The organism is Diplocloster modestus (genome assembly GCF_019042245.1).
Taxonomy (GTDB): domain Bacteria; phylum Bacillota; class Clostridia; order Lachnospirales; family Lachnospiraceae; genus Diplocloster; species Diplocloster modestus.
Genome location: NZ_JAHQCX010000004.1, coordinates 333715 through 348355 on the forward strand (window position 1 = coordinate 333715; position 14641 = coordinate 348355).

Annotated in this window: 13 protein-coding genes and 1 riboswitch; of the genes, 1 reads left to right on the forward strand and 12 read right to left on the reverse strand. The window is 52.5% G+C overall.

Features of this window, described 5'->3' with window-relative positions:
- Positions 1-19: 19 nt before the first annotated feature.
- The 9 genes from KTH90_RS08560 to cbiD are packed head-to-tail and all read right to left on the reverse strand — an operon-like array spanning position 20 to position 9891.
- Positions 20-784: an adenosylcobinamide-GDP ribazoletransferase gene (locus KTH90_RS08560; RefSeq protein WP_158350260.1), complete on the reverse strand. Its 765-nt coding sequence runs from the start codon at positions 782-784 to the stop codon at positions 20-22.
- Positions 781-1398 carry a bifunctional adenosylcobinamide kinase/adenosylcobinamide-phosphate guanylyltransferase gene (locus KTH90_RS08565; protein WP_158350262.1) on the reverse strand — a complete coding sequence of 206 codons (618 nt, stop codon included), beginning with the start codon at positions 1396-1398 and terminating at the stop codon, positions 781-783. Before KTH90_RS08565 ends, KTH90_RS08560 begins: the two co-directional genes overlap by 4 nt.
- Positions 1395-4028, reverse strand: a complete 2634-nt coding sequence (locus KTH90_RS08570) for a cobyrinate a,c-diamide synthase (protein ID WP_238726640.1) — start codon at positions 4026-4028, stop codon at positions 1395-1397. The genes KTH90_RS08565 and KTH90_RS08570 overlap by 4 nt, the downstream gene beginning before the upstream one ends.
- Positions 4013-5230 carry a precorrin-6y C5,15-methyltransferase (decarboxylating) subunit CbiE gene (gene cbiE, locus KTH90_RS08575; RefSeq protein ID WP_158350266.1) on the reverse strand — a complete coding sequence of 406 codons (1218 nt, stop codon included), beginning with the start codon at positions 5228-5230 and terminating at the stop codon, positions 4013-4015. The genes KTH90_RS08570 and cbiE overlap by 16 nt, the downstream gene beginning before the upstream one ends.
- Positions 5227-6060 carry a precorrin-6A/cobalt-precorrin-6A reductase gene (locus tag KTH90_RS08580; RefSeq protein ID WP_158350269.1) on the reverse strand — a complete coding sequence of 278 codons (834 nt, stop codon included), beginning with the start codon at positions 6058-6060 and terminating at the stop codon, positions 5227-5229. Before KTH90_RS08580 ends, cbiE begins: the two co-directional genes overlap by 4 nt.
- Positions 6047-6778 carry a precorrin-3B C(17)-methyltransferase gene (cobJ, locus tag KTH90_RS08585; RefSeq protein WP_158350271.1) on the reverse strand — a complete coding sequence of 244 codons (732 nt, stop codon included), beginning with the start codon at positions 6776-6778 and terminating at the stop codon, positions 6047-6049. The genes KTH90_RS08580 and cobJ overlap by 14 nt, the downstream gene beginning before the upstream one ends.
- A gap of 56 nt (positions 6779-6834) precedes the next feature.
- Positions 6835-7980 (reverse strand): cobalt-precorrin 5A hydrolase, encoded by a 1146-nt coding sequence (locus KTH90_RS08590; protein WP_158350273.1) that lies wholly within the window; start codon positions 7978-7980, stop codon positions 6835-6837.
- Positions 7977-8735: a precorrin-4 C(11)-methyltransferase gene (gene cobM / locus KTH90_RS08595; RefSeq protein WP_158350275.1), complete on the reverse strand. Its 759-nt coding sequence runs from the start codon at positions 8733-8735 to the stop codon at positions 7977-7979. Before cobM ends, KTH90_RS08590 begins: the two co-directional genes overlap by 4 nt.
- A gap of 4 nt (positions 8736-8739) precedes the next feature.
- The gene (gene cbiD / locus KTH90_RS08600; RefSeq protein ID WP_158350277.1) at positions 8740-9891 is read right to left on the reverse strand and encodes a cobalt-precorrin-5B (C(1))-methyltransferase CbiD; all 1152 of its coding nucleotides are present in this window, start codon (positions 9889-9891) and stop codon (positions 8740-8742) included.
- Between the two features lie 115 nt (positions 9892-10006).
- Between cbiD and cobI the strand changes: the two genes are divergently transcribed.
- Positions 10007-10702 carry a precorrin-2 C(20)-methyltransferase gene (cobI, locus tag KTH90_RS08605; protein WP_158350279.1) on the forward strand — a complete coding sequence of 232 codons (696 nt, stop codon included), beginning with the start codon at positions 10007-10009 and terminating at the stop codon, positions 10700-10702.
- Here cobI and KTH90_RS08610 read toward each other — a convergent pair.
- From KTH90_RS08610 to KTH90_RS08620, 3 genes are all read right to left on the reverse strand, one after another.
- A complete protein-coding gene (locus KTH90_RS08610; protein WP_238726630.1) occupies positions 10668-11438 on the reverse strand; it encodes a sirohydrochlorin cobaltochelatase in 771 nt (256 codons plus the stop codon). The two genes, cobI and KTH90_RS08610, sit on opposite strands and share 35 nt — an antisense overlap.
- Before the next feature lie 191 nt (positions 11439-11629).
- Positions 11630-11842: riboswitch (cobalamin riboswitch) on the reverse strand.
- 83 nt (positions 11843-11925) lie between these two features.
- Positions 11926-13629: a metallophosphoesterase gene (locus KTH90_RS08615; RefSeq protein ID WP_158350283.1), complete on the reverse strand. Its 1704-nt coding sequence runs from the start codon at positions 13627-13629 to the stop codon at positions 11926-11928.
- Positions 13630-13999: 370 nt separating this feature from the next.
- The gene (locus KTH90_RS08620; protein WP_158350285.1) at positions 14000-14515 is read right to left on the reverse strand and encodes a cob(I)yrinic acid a,c-diamide adenosyltransferase; all 516 of its coding nucleotides are present in this window, start codon (positions 14513-14515) and stop codon (positions 14000-14002) included.
- Positions 14516-14641 lie beyond the last annotated feature (126 nt).

Genomic DNA, 14641 nt, shown 5'->3' on the forward strand with positions numbered 1-14641 from the left:
CGGCATCCCTCCTGTCTTTCTATAGGAAACGCTGTAAAACCACCAGAACCAGCAGCATACAAAGCTCCGCACATGCCAGGAACCAGCCGGCCAGATCGCCGGTCACCCCGCCGAACTCTTTGTAAGCCTTATAGCGGTAGTAGATAAAACACAAGCCGCCGGCCGCACACATCCCGCTCCCCAGTACCGGCTGCACCGCTGCCATCACAGCTGCCGTAACCGCCAGCAGAAGTATCAGAACCAGCCGTACCGCCCTTTTATGAGCGGTTGATGAAAATGCGTAAAGCAGCCCTTCTTTCCTGGCCCCCCGGAACCATACGACAGAAAGGCCGCTCAATGTCCTGGACCAGACAAAGCTGCACCCGTACAAAATAAAGGCCGTCTGATTCTTAAGCTCCGTTAAAGCCCCATAGGTCAAAAGGACATATGGGATGAGCATTAACACCGCAAACGCACCGATATGGGAGTCTTTCAGAATCTCCAACTTCCTCTCCTTCGGCTTATAGGAATGCAGCGCGTCCATCGTATCCATATATCCGTCCAGATGAATGCCTCCGGTAACGAGGACTGACAAAGTCAGAACCCCGGCTCCCAGGAACGCCTGGCTGAAACCGGCCAGACGGCAGATGGTGTAAAAACCGAATATAAGCAGCCCCAGCACCGCGCCTACCAATGGGAAAAAGCAGATACTGTAACGCATATTTTTCTCAGACCACTCAACTCCCGGCATCGGAATTTTACTGTACATCCCAAAGGCGATGATACATGATTTCAGGATTGTCATCGTTCTTCCCCTTTCCCTGCGGGCACTGCCGATATGGTTTTCAGCAGAACCGGAATCGAATAGACGACCTCATATACCTGATCCATCCAGGCTCCCAGCAAGGTATTCAGAAAGCCGAGACTCTCTATATACCCCTCCGTTTCCGGCGGATAGGTATGGCCGTCGGAAAATATCTCATTGGTGACGATGACCAGGTGACGGCACCGCCGGCCCAGATCCTTTATCTGGCGGAAGATGCGTTCTGCCAGCGCCTTTGGCTCTTCCTTAAGCGATTGTTCCCCATACATCTCATTTGCCAGCAGATTCGAAAGGCATTCCAAAAGGACTGTCGGGGAAATGCCGCCGCCCGCGGCATCCGCAACGGCTCTGTCCTTCCCTGCTGCGTCTGGATGCAGTTCAAACGCCTGATGAATATTCCGGTAACACTCGATCGTCTGAAATCCCTTTGCCTCCCGAAGCCTGCGATGACGGCGTATCCTCTTTCCTGCCTCCTCGCCATAGGGTTCCATGGTTGCTATGTAATAGAGGGATACGCCTCTTGAGAGCTCTGCGGCCAGGTTTTCCGCATATTCCGATTTCCCGCTGGCGCTTCCGCCGGTCACCAGGCATCTCATCTAATATCTCCTATGCATTCTTTTTTGGATATATCAATATTTACCTTCGTGTTTTCATTTCCGTTTTCCCCGCTGTCTTCATACTCCTGGTATGCTTCTATCCCGATTTCGGAAAAACTGTCATTTTCCCGGTAGACTTCCAGCGCCATATCCAGCATCGGCACCAGCAGCACCGCTCCGGTCCCCTCTCCCAGGGCCAGATGACCGTCTATGACGGGAGAAAGCCCCAGTTCCCTCATCACCGGTTCTGCCGCCGGTTCACGGCTCAGATGGGAAGCCAGCAGGAACGGCCTCACCTGCGGGCAGATGCGGACAGCCGCCAGCGCGGCGGCAGCGGAGATCAATCCATCCACGATCACCGGGATCCGGTAAACGGCGCCTCCGATAAAGATACCAGCCATACCGGCCAGATCCAGCCCTCCCAGGGTCTGAAGGATCTCCAATGGACTCATACGTTCCACCGGATAGGTTTCCAGTGCCCGTGCGATGACCCCGCGTTTTCTGGCAAGTCCTTCATCATCCAGGCCTGCGCCTCTTCCCACGGTATCTTTGGCGGAAAGCCCCAGATAAGCGGCAATCAGCGCGCTGCTGGTTGTCGTATTTCCGATGCCCATCTCTCCGGTAGCCAGCAGTTCATACCCCTGCTCCCGGCATTCCCGGACCAGACGAATCCCGGTGTCTACGGCACGGCAGACTTCCTCTTCAGACATGGCCGGACCCTTCAGAAAGTTTCTGGTACCATCCGCGACTTTCATTGCCCGCAGATTTGGATGCGTGATCCCCCGGGCAATCCCTATATCGACCGGAATCACATCGATCCCGGCCCTGTCCGACATCCGGTTGATGCTTGCAGTTCCTTTGGCTATATTTAATGACACGACAGCGGTCACTTCAGAATCCGTCTGTGTAACCCCCTCTTCCACAATCCCGTTATCCGCGCACATGACGATGACCGCACGCTTTCCGATCCGCACATTTTCATCCCCGGTAATACCCGCGATCTGTATCACCAGCTCCTCCAGCCTCCCCAACCCTTTCAGCGGTTTGGCTATACTGTCCCACCGGTCTGCCGCCCGTCCTGCTGCCGCCTCATCGATTCCGCAGGGCATCTGTCCTGCCAGATATGCGGTATACTGCTCCCGTGTAAACTCCGGTATATTCTCCATTCCAATCCTTCTTTCCCATCCGCAGGTTTTTTGTTCCTCCGCTTCTACGGCATGCTCCTTTTGCTCCCCATGCCTCTGCGCTCTTTCTCTATGATACTCCCCGGCCTTCGCAATAAAACGATCCGCGGCCTTCTCATTTCCAAAGAAATACAGATGCGGAAAACCTGCATACAATGTATCTGAAGAGATTCCTTCCTGCCACTGTCTGCGGCTGCCCGGCTTCACCGCCAGAAACGCGCTGCCCTTGTGTTCACTGTCCCAGTAATGGAAACTGTGGGCTTTGATGGTATCCCCCGTTTCTCCCAACAGACAGTCTGCTTCCGGCTTAAGTTCCAGATACCCGAACCGCTGCAGATGTTCCGTCTTATAGCAGCGTCCCTTCAGCACTCCTGCCATGGAATGATATGTGCCGTCCTCCCCCTCCAGCTCCTCATGCAGATATAGGAAACCGCCGCACTCCGCAATACAGGGCAGGCCATTTTCTATCTTCCTCCTGATCTGCCGGCGCATTGCTTCATTGTGTGCCAGTTTTTCCGCATAGAGCTCAGGATAGCCTCCGCTCAATATCAGTCCATCGATATCCTCTCCGGGGCCGGAATCCTTAAGCGGGCTGAAGTATACGATCTCACAGCCATGCTCCTGCAGATAGTCCAGGTTGTCCCTATACAGGAAACAGAAAGCTTCATCCTTTGCCACAGCGATCCTTACTGGTTCTGCCATATGCTCCCCGGATACCGCCTTTCTAACTATCGGAGGAGCAGACTTCGCAAGTGTCATCAGACCGTCAAGATCAATGGTCCGTTCCAATTGATCCGAAAACCGGTCTACGATCTCTTTGAAATTATCAATCTCCCGTGCGGTAACCAAGCCCAGATGACGGCTCTGGAAGAGAAGCTCCTGTTTCTGCCGGGGAACATAGCCGAATACACAAATCCCCATTTCCTCCGCCACCCTCTTTGCTTCCGGATACAGACTTTCCGGCATCCTATTAAAAATAACCCCCCGGATCATAGACGGTTGCCGAAACTCCAGAAATCCCTTCAGCACAGCCAGCACGGAACACCCCATCCCCCCGCAGTTCACCAGAAGAACTACGGGGGTATCGGTCAGCTGTGCAATATCACGGCTGCTGCCCTGATCTGTGAACCCGATCCCGTCATAATATCCCATAACCCCTTCCACGATGCTGATCTCTTTCTCTTTGCCATTTTTCCAGATTAAATGCAGCAGCTTATCCCGGTCCGTAAAAAAACTGTCCAGATTCCCCGTACTCACTCCCAGTACACGGCTGTGGAACATGGTATCGATATAATCCGGCCCGCACTTAAAAGCCGCGGCCGAATGTCCCCGCCGGATCAGGCTGTTGAGAATCCCGCAGGTGATGGAGGTTTTTCCGGCCCCGCTTCCGGTCCCGGCGATCAGTATTCTGGGAACCGGCTCTTCCCCTTCTAAAGCTCCGGGAATTTTCTCACTGTGATAATGAACACAGGATTCTGACCTGTCAGCATATGATAACTGCCCGCCACGTGGGTTTTGCTCACCTGAACCTGTACTATATCCATCTGTAACTGCATCTGTGTACATATTGTAAGAACCTCCGTTACCGTTTCTAAAGCAATGGCATCCAATACCACCTGCATCTGCGGATTCTGCCGGAACAGCCTCGTAAGAATCGCAGCAACCCTGCCTTTGCTGCCTCCGATAAAAGCGGCGTCCGGCACCGGCAGGCCTTCCAACACCTCCGGGGCCATGCCGTCCACAACCGCCAGATTCCGCAGGCCAAAATGTTCCGCGTTTTTTTTAATCAGTTCCACCGCCTCCGGCTTACACTCAATCGCATAGACCTTGCCCCGGTCCGCAGCCATGGCCATCTCTACCGACACAGAGCCGGTTCCGGCTCCGATATCATATACGATATCTGTTTCCTTAAGCGCCAGTTTGCTCATGACCACCGCCCGGATCTCCGGCTTGGTCATCGGCACGTTTCCCCGGATGAATGCTTCCTCGGGAATTCCCACACAGGTTTTGCCTTCTCTGATTGTTTTCCCCTCCGCATGTTCCGACAGGATCATCAGAACACACAGCGACTGAAATTCCTTATCCAGAAAATCCCGTACCTGGCCGGAGGATATCCGCTCTTCCGGGTAGGACAGGTTCTCCCCGATCCATAAGCCGCAGCTGCCGAAACCAGCTTCTGTGAGGCCTTGCAAATGTTCTGCCGCATCTTCCCCGGTCAGCACAAAGACCTTGCTGTGCTTTCGTACGGCTGTAGCCAGACTTTGCTTTCTGCCATGCAGGCTCAGGATGAAGGCATCCTCCCACGGAATGCCGATCTTTGCGGAAAAATAAGCGAGGGAGGAAATACCTGGTATCACTGCTGTGTGATAGCCTTCCAGCGCTTTTTCCAGATTCCGTGTATTGCTGTAGAATCCCGTGTCGCCGGACAAGAGGACGGCAAACCGCTGCCTGGGGGACTGATCAATGATCTCCCGGATCTGTTCAGCCTGGTACTGTACCCATATCTCTTTTTTACTGTCCGCATAGGGTCTGACCAGCCGCTCAGGCCCGATCAGCACCTCGGCCTGTGTGATCCGGCATTTTCCTTCAACCGTCAGGGTATCGGGCGTGCCCATTCCACATCCCACCAAAGCGATCTCTTTCCTCATCCAGCCAATTCTCCTATCTGTATTTTCATCTCTTCCAGAGAATAACCGCTCTCCTGCACCGGCCTGTCTATCAGCAGGACACGGATATCCGCTTTTCTGGCTGCGTTTATCTTTTCCTGAAAACCTCCCTGCCTGCCTGATTCTTTCGTCAGCAGCCAGCGGATACCGAATTCACGGATCAGCGCATAATTCAGCTCTTCGGAAAACGGCCCCTGCATCGCGATCAGATGTCTCCCTTTGATACCGCTGGCATGGCAGGCTTCCAGCACTTCCGGCACAGGAAGCACTCTCACAAAAAGCCGTTCTTCATAATGAGGAATAGCGCACAGAGGTTTTAACTCTTTGCTGCCGGTGGTTACCAGGATATTCCCTTCGGTCCCGGTGAGTATCTTTGCGGCTGTGCCGATATCCGCCGCATGGATCACAAGATCAGCGTGCATTCTATCTGCCCTATCTATTGCAGCCGCTTCCTCCTTCGTATCCAGTTTCTCCATCGGAACTGCTCCCGCCTGCGCGGGACGAAGCAGCCTTCTGTATGATATATCCGCAATCCTGCAGGCTTCGCGGATATTCTGTGTAACAGCGCTGGCATAGGGATGGGTGGCATCCACCACGAACTTCGGCTGTTCCCGCACAAAAAGCCGGCTCATCTCTTCCATGTCCAGCCGTCCCGTCCGGACATCCAGCTTCCCCGGGACTTCCCGGATCAATTCTTCGCCGTAGGACGTGGCGACGCAGATCAGCGACGGAATCCCCAGCGCGCTTAAATATTCGCTCAGCTCCCGCCCCTCCGACGTACCGCCGAATAGTATGACCTTATACCGATGCATAATGGTATCCACGGGGAGTCACCATCCAATTCCCGATTTTTTTCGTCTGGCTGCTGCCTATGTATACGGTGGTAAACATGTCCACCTGTGTTTCCCGCATTTCCCGGAGCGTACAGATCACAGCCTCTTCGCCATCCCTGCCGATCTGCTTCACATAACCGCAGACCGTATCCGGCGGCTGGTACTGCAGGATGATATCACAGGCTTCCTTCAGATAATCTTTCCGTTTGCGGCTGGATGGATTATAAATACACAGAACCATATCCGCCTGGGCACACAGCGCGATGCGCTGCCTGATCCGTTCCATGGGGGTCAGCAGATCACTTAAGCTGATCACCGCGAAGTCGTGGGATAATGGGGCTCCCAGTACCGCGCCGCCGCTGCAGGCCGCCGTCACTCCAGCTATGAACTTAAGCGTGGTTCCCGGTTCCTCTCCGGCCAGTTCACAGAGCAGGCTCGCCATCCCATACACACCGCTGTCGCCGCTGCATACCACCGCCACCTCCCTGCCCTCACGGGCTTTCGTAAGCGCATACAGGCACCGCTCGGTTTCCTGTTTCATAGGTGTGGTATAATATTCTTTCCCCGGAAAATATTCCCGGACCAAATCGGCATAGACCGTGTATCCCACAATCAGATCGCTGGCCTCCATGGCCCTCTTTGCCTCGATTGTCATATATTCGTAGCCTCCGGGCCCAAATCCGATCACTCTTAACATGTTAGCTGCTCCTTCTTTCCTTGATTATATATAAATCATGGATGATTCATCTGAACTCATTCCCAGTCTGCCATATCCAGCGGAGCCGGAGTCTGCCATGTCCAGCGGAGCCGGAATTTCTTCTGCGCAACGGCAAAGGTCATTCCGTTTTCCGCCTGTTTTGGAACCAATAACACGCCGCCCCCGCTTCCAAGCACCGCACTCCTCTCGCAGACATTATCCACCCCGACCGTATGTTCCACGAAAGCGGAGCCCTGATATTCTCCTTCTACCTTCCGAAGCGCGTCCTCTGAGAAGGTCACAAACGGAACCCTAAGTTTGCGCGCCAGCTGTATCAGGCCCTCTTCCTCCTTTTTCCGGTCAATGGAGTAAATCGCCCGGATTCGTTCAGCTGCCATTCCCCGTTCCCGAAAAGCCCGGTCTAAAAAATCTGCCAACTGGGTGAACGGTGTCCCCTTTCTGCATCCCATCCCCACGAACAGATCCCGGGGGATCAGGTGCAGGGTGGTCTGAAACGGCAGTGCTGTTTTATCGTATCCGATATAGAAACCGGCCTCCTCCGCCGTCCCTGTGCTGCCAGGATGATAAAGCTCATCTGAAATCACGGCTCCTTCCGGCGAAGATATGGGATAATACCGTAAACCATCCGGAACCGGCCCGGAGATTTCCTCTTCCGATGCCGCTCCCACCTTTTTCCCTTCCAGGATACGGCCGGAGATTTCCTTTATTTTTCCAATCTCGGTTATACTCAGGAAATTCTTTGCGGCGAATACATCTACCGCAAAACGTTGTTCGCAATCCGTAGCCGTGGTAATGACCGGTTGGGCTCCGGCGCATACTGCAACTTCCCGGCACCATTCGTTGGCGCCGCCCAGATGTCCGGACAGTACACTGACACAATATTCCCCCAGTTCATCCATCACCAGCACCGCCGGATCGCAGTCTTTGCCCGCGATCAGCGGCGCAATACTCCGCACCGCAATGCCCATAGCTCCGATGAACAGGATCCCGTCCATACTGGGGAAGAGATCACACATCAGTTCCGTAATACTTGTAAATGGTCTGCATTCCCCCGCCGCGAACCGGCTGACCGCATAGTTCTCTATCGTCATTCCAGGGGATTCCCTTCGGATCTGTTCCCCAATCCATAGATTCAGTCCGGTGCCCTTTTCTGTAAATGACAGGATGGCCGCCCGCCTCATACCTTGGTCCCCTTTCGGAACTCTGTGGTAAAGGACGCATCATACAGCTTCGACAGTTCATAATCCTCCCCCAGGCATTCCCCGACCACGATCAATGCGGTTTTTCGGATTCCATGGGTAAATGCCATCTGGGGCAGATCTTTGAGCATTCCGCGAACGATCTGTTCCTCTTTCCAGCTGGCTTTATATACGATAGCACAGGGCGTATCCCCTGAATAAGCGCCCCGCAGCAGTTCCTGCTGTACTTTTTTTGCCATGCCCACACTCAAAAATATCACCATGGTGCAGCCATGTCCTGCCAGAAGATGCAGCTGCTCCAGCTCCGGCACCGGCGTCCTCCCTTCCATTCTGGTGATGATCACCGACTGGGAAACCGCTGGAAGTGTATATTCTGCCTGTAAAGCCGCTGCTGCCGCACAAAAGCTGCTGACTCCAGGGCATATCTGATAGGGAATTCCCGCTTCTTTAAGCCTGTCCATCTGCTCCCGGATAGCCCCATACAGGGACGGATCCCCGGTGTGCAGGCGTACCACTCTGCGGCCCAAGCGGTCTGCGTCGATCATCACCTTCATCACCTCGTCCAGCGTCATATAAGCACTGTTATAAATCCGGCAGTCCGCGTTTGCTTCCTCTAGAAGCTTCGGATTGACCAAGGACCCGGCGTAGATAATGATATCCGCCGCCCGAAGCAGTTCCTGCCCCCGTACCGTGATCAGATCCTCTGCACCGGGACCCGCCCCCACAAAATTCACCATAATATCACCTGCCCTCCTGATCTGTTGACCGATCCCGAAACCGCTTAAGCAAAATGTCCGCGTTTTGGGTCTGCCCCAATAATCCATACTTGTTAGAGAACAGGATCACGCCTGTCTCCAGCTCCCGGCCCGTTCGATGGTTCAGATGAGCCTCTATCTTATTCATCAATACGTTCATCACTGCTTCCGTCATTCCCGCTGTCTTAAGGATCTCCAGTGCCTCGTCTGTGGTCACACAGCCGAGAATCTGTCTTCCCATCTGCGCGTCTCCCCCCGCCTGCAAAAGACAGGCGGTCAGCGTCTCCATTCTGGCGTCTGCGAAACGGGAGTGTGTGTTCATTACCCCGGCTCCGATCTTCACCAGTTTTCCGATATGCCCGATGAGAAGCAGGCTGCGAAAATCCATCTGACACGCCATATCCAGGGTATCCCCTATAAAATTACTGCATTTCACACAGATATCCAGGTCAATTCCCAGCTGTTCCGAAGCAAAATCCTTCCCATAATTCCCCGGAGCGACCATCACGTCCCGGATACCGGCCGCTGCCTTTACCTGGAGCTCCAGACGGATCGTCTCCACCAGCGCCGCCTCACTCATAGGCTCCACGATCCCGGTAGAACCCAGGATAGAGATACCGTCTTTGATCCCCAGTCTGGAATTAAAGGTTTTTTCCGCGATCTGCTTTCCTTCCGGCACGGACAGAAGGATTTCAAAACCGCCTTCATAACCATACCGGTCCGAGATCTCCTCCACCGCCTGTCGGATCATATTTTGCGGGCCCTGGTTAATCGCCGGCTGACCCGGCTTTTGCTGAAGCCCTTCCCTGGTCACCCTGCCGATGCCCTCCCCTGCGTCCAGGCAGATTCCCTGGTCTGTCTTACGTACGGTGGCATAGATCATAATTCCGTCCGTGACATCTGCATCGTCTCCCGCGTCTTTTTTCACCCCGCAGGTTACCGCGCCGTTCTGCTGCCGGACGCCATACAACGGCAGCCGCAAAAGCACGCCCCCCGGTGTCGTTAACTCCACCGCTTCAATTCGGTTCCCGTCAAGCAGCATTTGAGCAGCCGCTTTGGCAGCCGCGGCCGCGCAGGACCCGGTGGTGTAACCGCATCTCAATTTTTTTTTATCCTTATATCTGTATTCTTCCAGCATCCCGATCACCCGAAAATTTTACTTTTCAATCTTTCTAACCCATGTTACAATGCAGATAATTTGTGGCTGGTATCCATTTGGATTCCTCTGCCGCCAAATGAAAGGAGAATATTCCATGAATGGTACTTTATACGGCATAGGCGTCGGTCCCGGGGACCCGGAACTGCTGACCATAAAAGCCGTCCGGATTCTCAGGGAAACCGCATGGCTCGCGATCCCCGGCGCGGACAAGGAAAGCTGCGCTGCTTATCAAATCGCCGTTCAGGCAGTTCCCGAAATTCATAAGAAACCTTGTCTGTACATACAGATGCCCATGACCAAAGATGAAGCCCGGCTTCAGGCCAGCCATGAAGCCGGCTGTGCCCGGATCGAGAAGGTATTGTCCAAAGGAGAATCCGTATGTTTTCTCACCCTTGGAGATCCGGCGATCTACTCCACCTATCTGTATCTGAAAAAACTCGCTTCCGCCCACGGCTATCCGACAGAAATCGTAAGCGGGATACCCTCATTTTGTGCAGCGGCCGCCGCTTTGAACATCGGTCTGGTGGAAAGGGCCCAGCCTATGGTCATCATCCCCGGCGCCTATCCAACCGAAGATGTACTTGATTTTCCCGGCACAAAGGTCCTGATGAAATCCGGGAAACAGCTGGCACAGGTGCGGGATCAGTTAAAGAATCGCCGCCTCACCGCATCCATGGTGGAAAACTGCGGCCTGCCGACAGAAAAAATCTACCCTGCTCTTAAGGATATCCCGGATTCCGCGGGTTATCTGTCCCTTATCGTGGCAAAGCCCGGCGAAGATGGGAGATAAACAGCTCCTGTACCGCCGGATTTTCCCCCAGGCCTTTTAACCTGCATTGAACCCGGTATCCCTGCGTTCGAAAGAGCTGGCACCAGGAGTTTTCCTCTCCGGCCATATCATTCTTTGCATGGTCGCCGGCTACGATCATAAACGGAATCAGTGAGACAGATCGGTAGCCGCCGCTGCTCACCTGTCCCAGGGTTTCATGGATATCCGGCTTTCCTTCCACCGTTGATATGTAATAGTCTTTACGGCCTCTGCCATGCAGGACTTTTTGCAGCCGCCGGTATGAGGCATTCGCAAAATGCTCGCTGCCATGTCCCATAAATACAACAGCCTGTCCCTTCTCTTTCCTTTCCTGCTCCAAAATATCCGCTACGATCTCATAATCCTCTTCACTTTTCAGCAGAGGTTCTCCTATACCAAAATACCGGAAGCGATCCCTGTACTTCTTGGCTTCCTCTTTCATCAGTTCATTCTCGATTCCGTCGATAATGTGGGTAGGCTGCACCACCGCTGCCTCTATACCATCCGCCAGCATCTGCTCCAGCGCGCTCTTCACATCCGGAACCCGGATACCTTCCGCTTCTTCTATTCTGCTTCGTACGATCTTACTTGTAAAAGCGCGGTAGATCCGATACTCCGGAAATGAGGCACGTATTTTTTCTTCGATGGCCCCAATCGTCTTTTCCCGGGTATCCCGGTAAGTTGTCCCAAAGCTCACTACCAGTATTCCTTTTTTCATCCGTTCCTCCAGTTTATGCTTCTGCATGAACTAAGTTTCATCTGCGAAACTCGGCTTTTTTATTTCATAGGAGCACTTTCCCTTGAAATGAAAAAACGCTCTTTTATGCGGCTTACACATAAAAAAGCGTATGATAACACATCCTTTAAAGGATCCATTTCTCACACCCTGTCATACTCCGTGACAGCTTGCGTAAGTCCTATCAAAAGGCAGGTTTTCTGGCTCGGCTTTTTTCCGCAGATCGTATTCCTTCCCATATGGAATCCCGATTTGGTTCTATACAGTGGTATCTATCAGCTGATCCGCAAAAGCCATACAGCGGCGGGACCGCACAGGTTTTCCACCTGTTTCCCTATTATCCCCTGCACCGGATGTGCGGGGGCACCTTTTCATATTGGATTGTAAATACACGATAAAGTATAGCATTAACCGATTACCCAGTCAACAACACCTGCTATACAATCTCTCATTTCCTATATATCTCATTTTACATCTCATCTGTCTCCGGAACCTCACTTAACCGGATCGGCCGGATATCAATCCCCGAATCCGGATGAAGCGTGATCAGCGTCGCGCCTCTTTGCTCCGTCCGTTTGGAAATCCCAGGCATCGCCAGATAGTCGATGGACATTCCAAAGGTCAGCCTGACCTTTTTATACTCCAGAGATATATTGTTATAGTGATCGTGTCCCACAAAGATCCCCTTCGTACTGCCAAGAGCCGTCACTGCTTCAAACAGCCTGCTTTGCTGATCCGGGCAACTGATCGCCCCGTTCTTTTCCCCCACTTCACCGTAGTAACAGACCACCTCCGGATCGCCCGCTTTATATTTCTCATAAGCTTCCCGGAATTCAGGAAGCGGTATATGAAAAAACAGCAGGGAACTGATCTGTCTTCCCTCTTCTAAGGACAGTTCCCGGATCATCTCCTCGTACCAGATCACCTGATCCTCATGGATATAATCATACCGGCTCCAGCCTCTCCCGGTATAAGAATTCGAGTCCAGCAGAAACAAGGCCTGATTCAAAGAACCATCCGGATTCAGAATCTTAATCATCTGATTACTTCTCCCGCTGATTCCCGGCTGAACACTGCTGTATAACAAGTTCTTCGTATTCTTATACGAGAACACCTCAAACATCCTTCTCATTTCCTCCGCCGTATGGGAGGCCACAAATTCCGTATCGTGATTCCCATACGTAAACGCCCAGGGAATCCCGATATTTCTCATAAATGAAGCAAACTGCATCATCGGCGCATGGTTATTAAAAGATAAGGACTGGATCCCCAGCGGAAACACAAAATCACCGGTAACAATCACCAGATCCGGCTGCGCGCTGCGGATCAGTTCAAATACCGCTTCCAGCGCCTTCTCATCCTTCCTGGCCGAAAAGAAGCTCCCTCCCAGATGAATATCCGTAATCTGCAAAATTTTAAAATCCGAGTCCTCCGGCATCGTAATGGAGTAAACCCCGGTCTCCTCCTCATATCCCACCGTCAGAGGCCGGTGGGGCACCATTGGGATCATATTGATAAACGGCTGTATCCACCAGGAATCCACATTCATCAGCCACTTCAGGGCAAATCCCATGCTGAATATCAGGATCGCCAGCATCCAGGTATTCCACCTGGCCACCCGGCTTTCCATAAAGGAAAATACAACTACAACCACAGTCCAATAAAAAGCCATAAACAACAACAGCCTGGTCAGATAGCGTTTCAGGGACCTGCTGTATTCCTTATCCACCAGCCAGTTACAGAAATAAACACAGACCGCATCCTTCACCACCATATAAACGCCGACCGCTGCGATCCACATATTTGAAAAAGCCAGTACTTCCCCCGCGTCCATCCTGGTCACCCGGAGCATATAGATAAACGACCAGATCGAACTCATAATCAGCACTGCGCAGATCACAATGCTGTTTACCAGTTTCTTCCGATACGCTCCCTGCAGCATCACCATGTAATCCGACGCTTCCTCCCCCAGCGAACAGTATTTCTTTAAATACTGCCTGCTGCGTATCAGACGGACAAGTCCAGACAGGAACAAAAGCGCACCGGCCAGACAGACGCAGAATACCACGGTCCCGGAATAGATTCCCGACACCAGGAGCACACCGATGACCAGTGCGGTTCCGACCGCTGTCATCGACGCGTATTTTTTTACTTCATAAAAATAATCTATCATTTTCCGCTTTGTGATATGTTCCGTTTTGGGCACCTTCTTTTTTAGGAAATAGGTAGGGATGGGGGGAGCGATGGGTTCGGCGGCGGATGGCCCGCACCGGGGAGGCTTTTCCTGGGCAGGGGGAAACTTCGAGGGTGCTTTGATTTTCTAATAGGCCGGAATTTTTACCAGGACAGCCCGGGGCCGGACAAACTCGCAAGCTCAGACAGTGTCCGGCCCCGGGCTTGGCAAAAATCCCGGCCTATAAGAAAATTCAAAGACCTCTCAATGTTTCCCCCTGCCCAGGAAAAGCCTCCCCGGTGCGGGCCATCCGCCGCCAAACCCATCGCTCCCCCCATCCCCCGGCAACCCTGCCGGACAGGAGTGCAAGTCAGTATTCTATGCCATGGCGGGCTTTTATTCCACGCTCATAGGGATGTTTATGGCAGAGGATCTCTGAATCGTAGTCTGTTAATTCCAGAAGGCGGGGGACGGGATTTCTGCCTGTTATGATTATTTCTATCTTGTCCTTATTATACTCTAAAAATTTGTATAGTGGATCTTTTTCGATCAGATTGTAGTTAATCGGATAGGTAAGTTCGTCCATTACCAGGAAATCGCATTTTCCCTGCTCTGCCAGCTGTCTCATTTTTTCCAGGATCTGATTGTGGATGTCTGTTAGCCGTTTCTTTTGCTCTTCTGTCATCTGGAAGTAGAAACCAAAGTTTTCATCGCTTCTTAATATATCAATATTGGGGATTTTTTTTAACTCTGCCAGTTCTGCAGTCTCATTTCCCTTCATAAATTGGCCGAATACTACCTGCATTCCCGCACCAGCTGCACGCACCGCGCCTCCTACAGCTGCCGTAGTCTTTCCTTTCCCTTCTCCGTGGTATAATTGAATCATAGTATGGGCTCCCTTCTGTCATAAGTAAACATTTACATTCAATCACTCACATATTCTAAACATATTTTAAATAAGTAAGCATAAAAAACTTCGCACCTAATTCCATACTTAATAATCATAGCACGT

What these genes read in the sequence shown, in the direction of transcription:
- KTH90_RS08560 (WP_158350260.1), bottom strand. Translation starts at nt 784, where the DNA reads ATGACAATCCTGAAATCATGTATCATCGCCTTTGGGATGTACAGTAAA.
- KTH90_RS08565 (WP_158350262.1), bottom strand. Translation starts at nt 1,398, where the DNA reads ATGAGATGCCTGGTGACCGGCGGAAGCGCCAGCGGGAAATCGGAATAT.
- cbiE (WP_158350266.1), bottom strand. Translation starts at nt 5,230, where the DNA reads ATGAGGAAAGAGATCGCTTTGGTGGGATGTGGAATGGGCACGCCCGAT.
- KTH90_RS08580 (WP_158350269.1), bottom strand. Translation starts at nt 6,060, where the DNA reads ATGCATCGGTATAAGGTCATACTATTCGGCGGTACGTCGGAGGGGCGG.
- cobJ (WP_158350271.1), bottom strand. Translation starts at nt 6,778, where the DNA reads ATGTTAAGAGTGATCGGATTTGGGCCCGGAGGCTACGAATATATGACA.
- KTH90_RS08590 (WP_158350273.1), bottom strand. Translation starts at nt 7,980, where the DNA reads ATGAGGCGGGCGGCCATCCTGTCATTTACAGAAAAGGGCACCGGACTG.
- cobM (WP_158350275.1), bottom strand. Translation starts at nt 8,735, where the DNA reads ATGGTGAATTTTGTGGGGGCGGGTCCCGGTGCAGAGGATCTGATCACG.
- cbiD (WP_158350277.1), bottom strand. Translation starts at nt 9,891, where the DNA reads ATGCTGGAAGAATACAGATATAAGGATAAAAAAAAATTGAGATGCGGT.
- cobI (WP_158350279.1), top strand. Translation starts at nt 10,007, where the DNA reads ATGAATGGTACTTTATACGGCATAGGCGTCGGTCCCGGGGACCCGGAA.
- KTH90_RS08610 (WP_238726630.1), bottom strand. Translation starts at nt 11,438, where the DNA reads ATGAAAAAAGGAATACTGGTAGTGAGCTTTGGGACAACTTACCGGGAT.
- KTH90_RS08615 (WP_158350283.1), bottom strand. Translation starts at nt 13,629, where the DNA reads ATGATAGATTATTTTTATGAAGTAAAAAAATACGCGTCGATGACAGCG.
- KTH90_RS08620 (WP_158350285.1), bottom strand. Translation starts at nt 14,515, where the DNA reads ATGATTCAATTATACCACGGAGAAGGGAAAGGAAAGACTACGGCAGCT.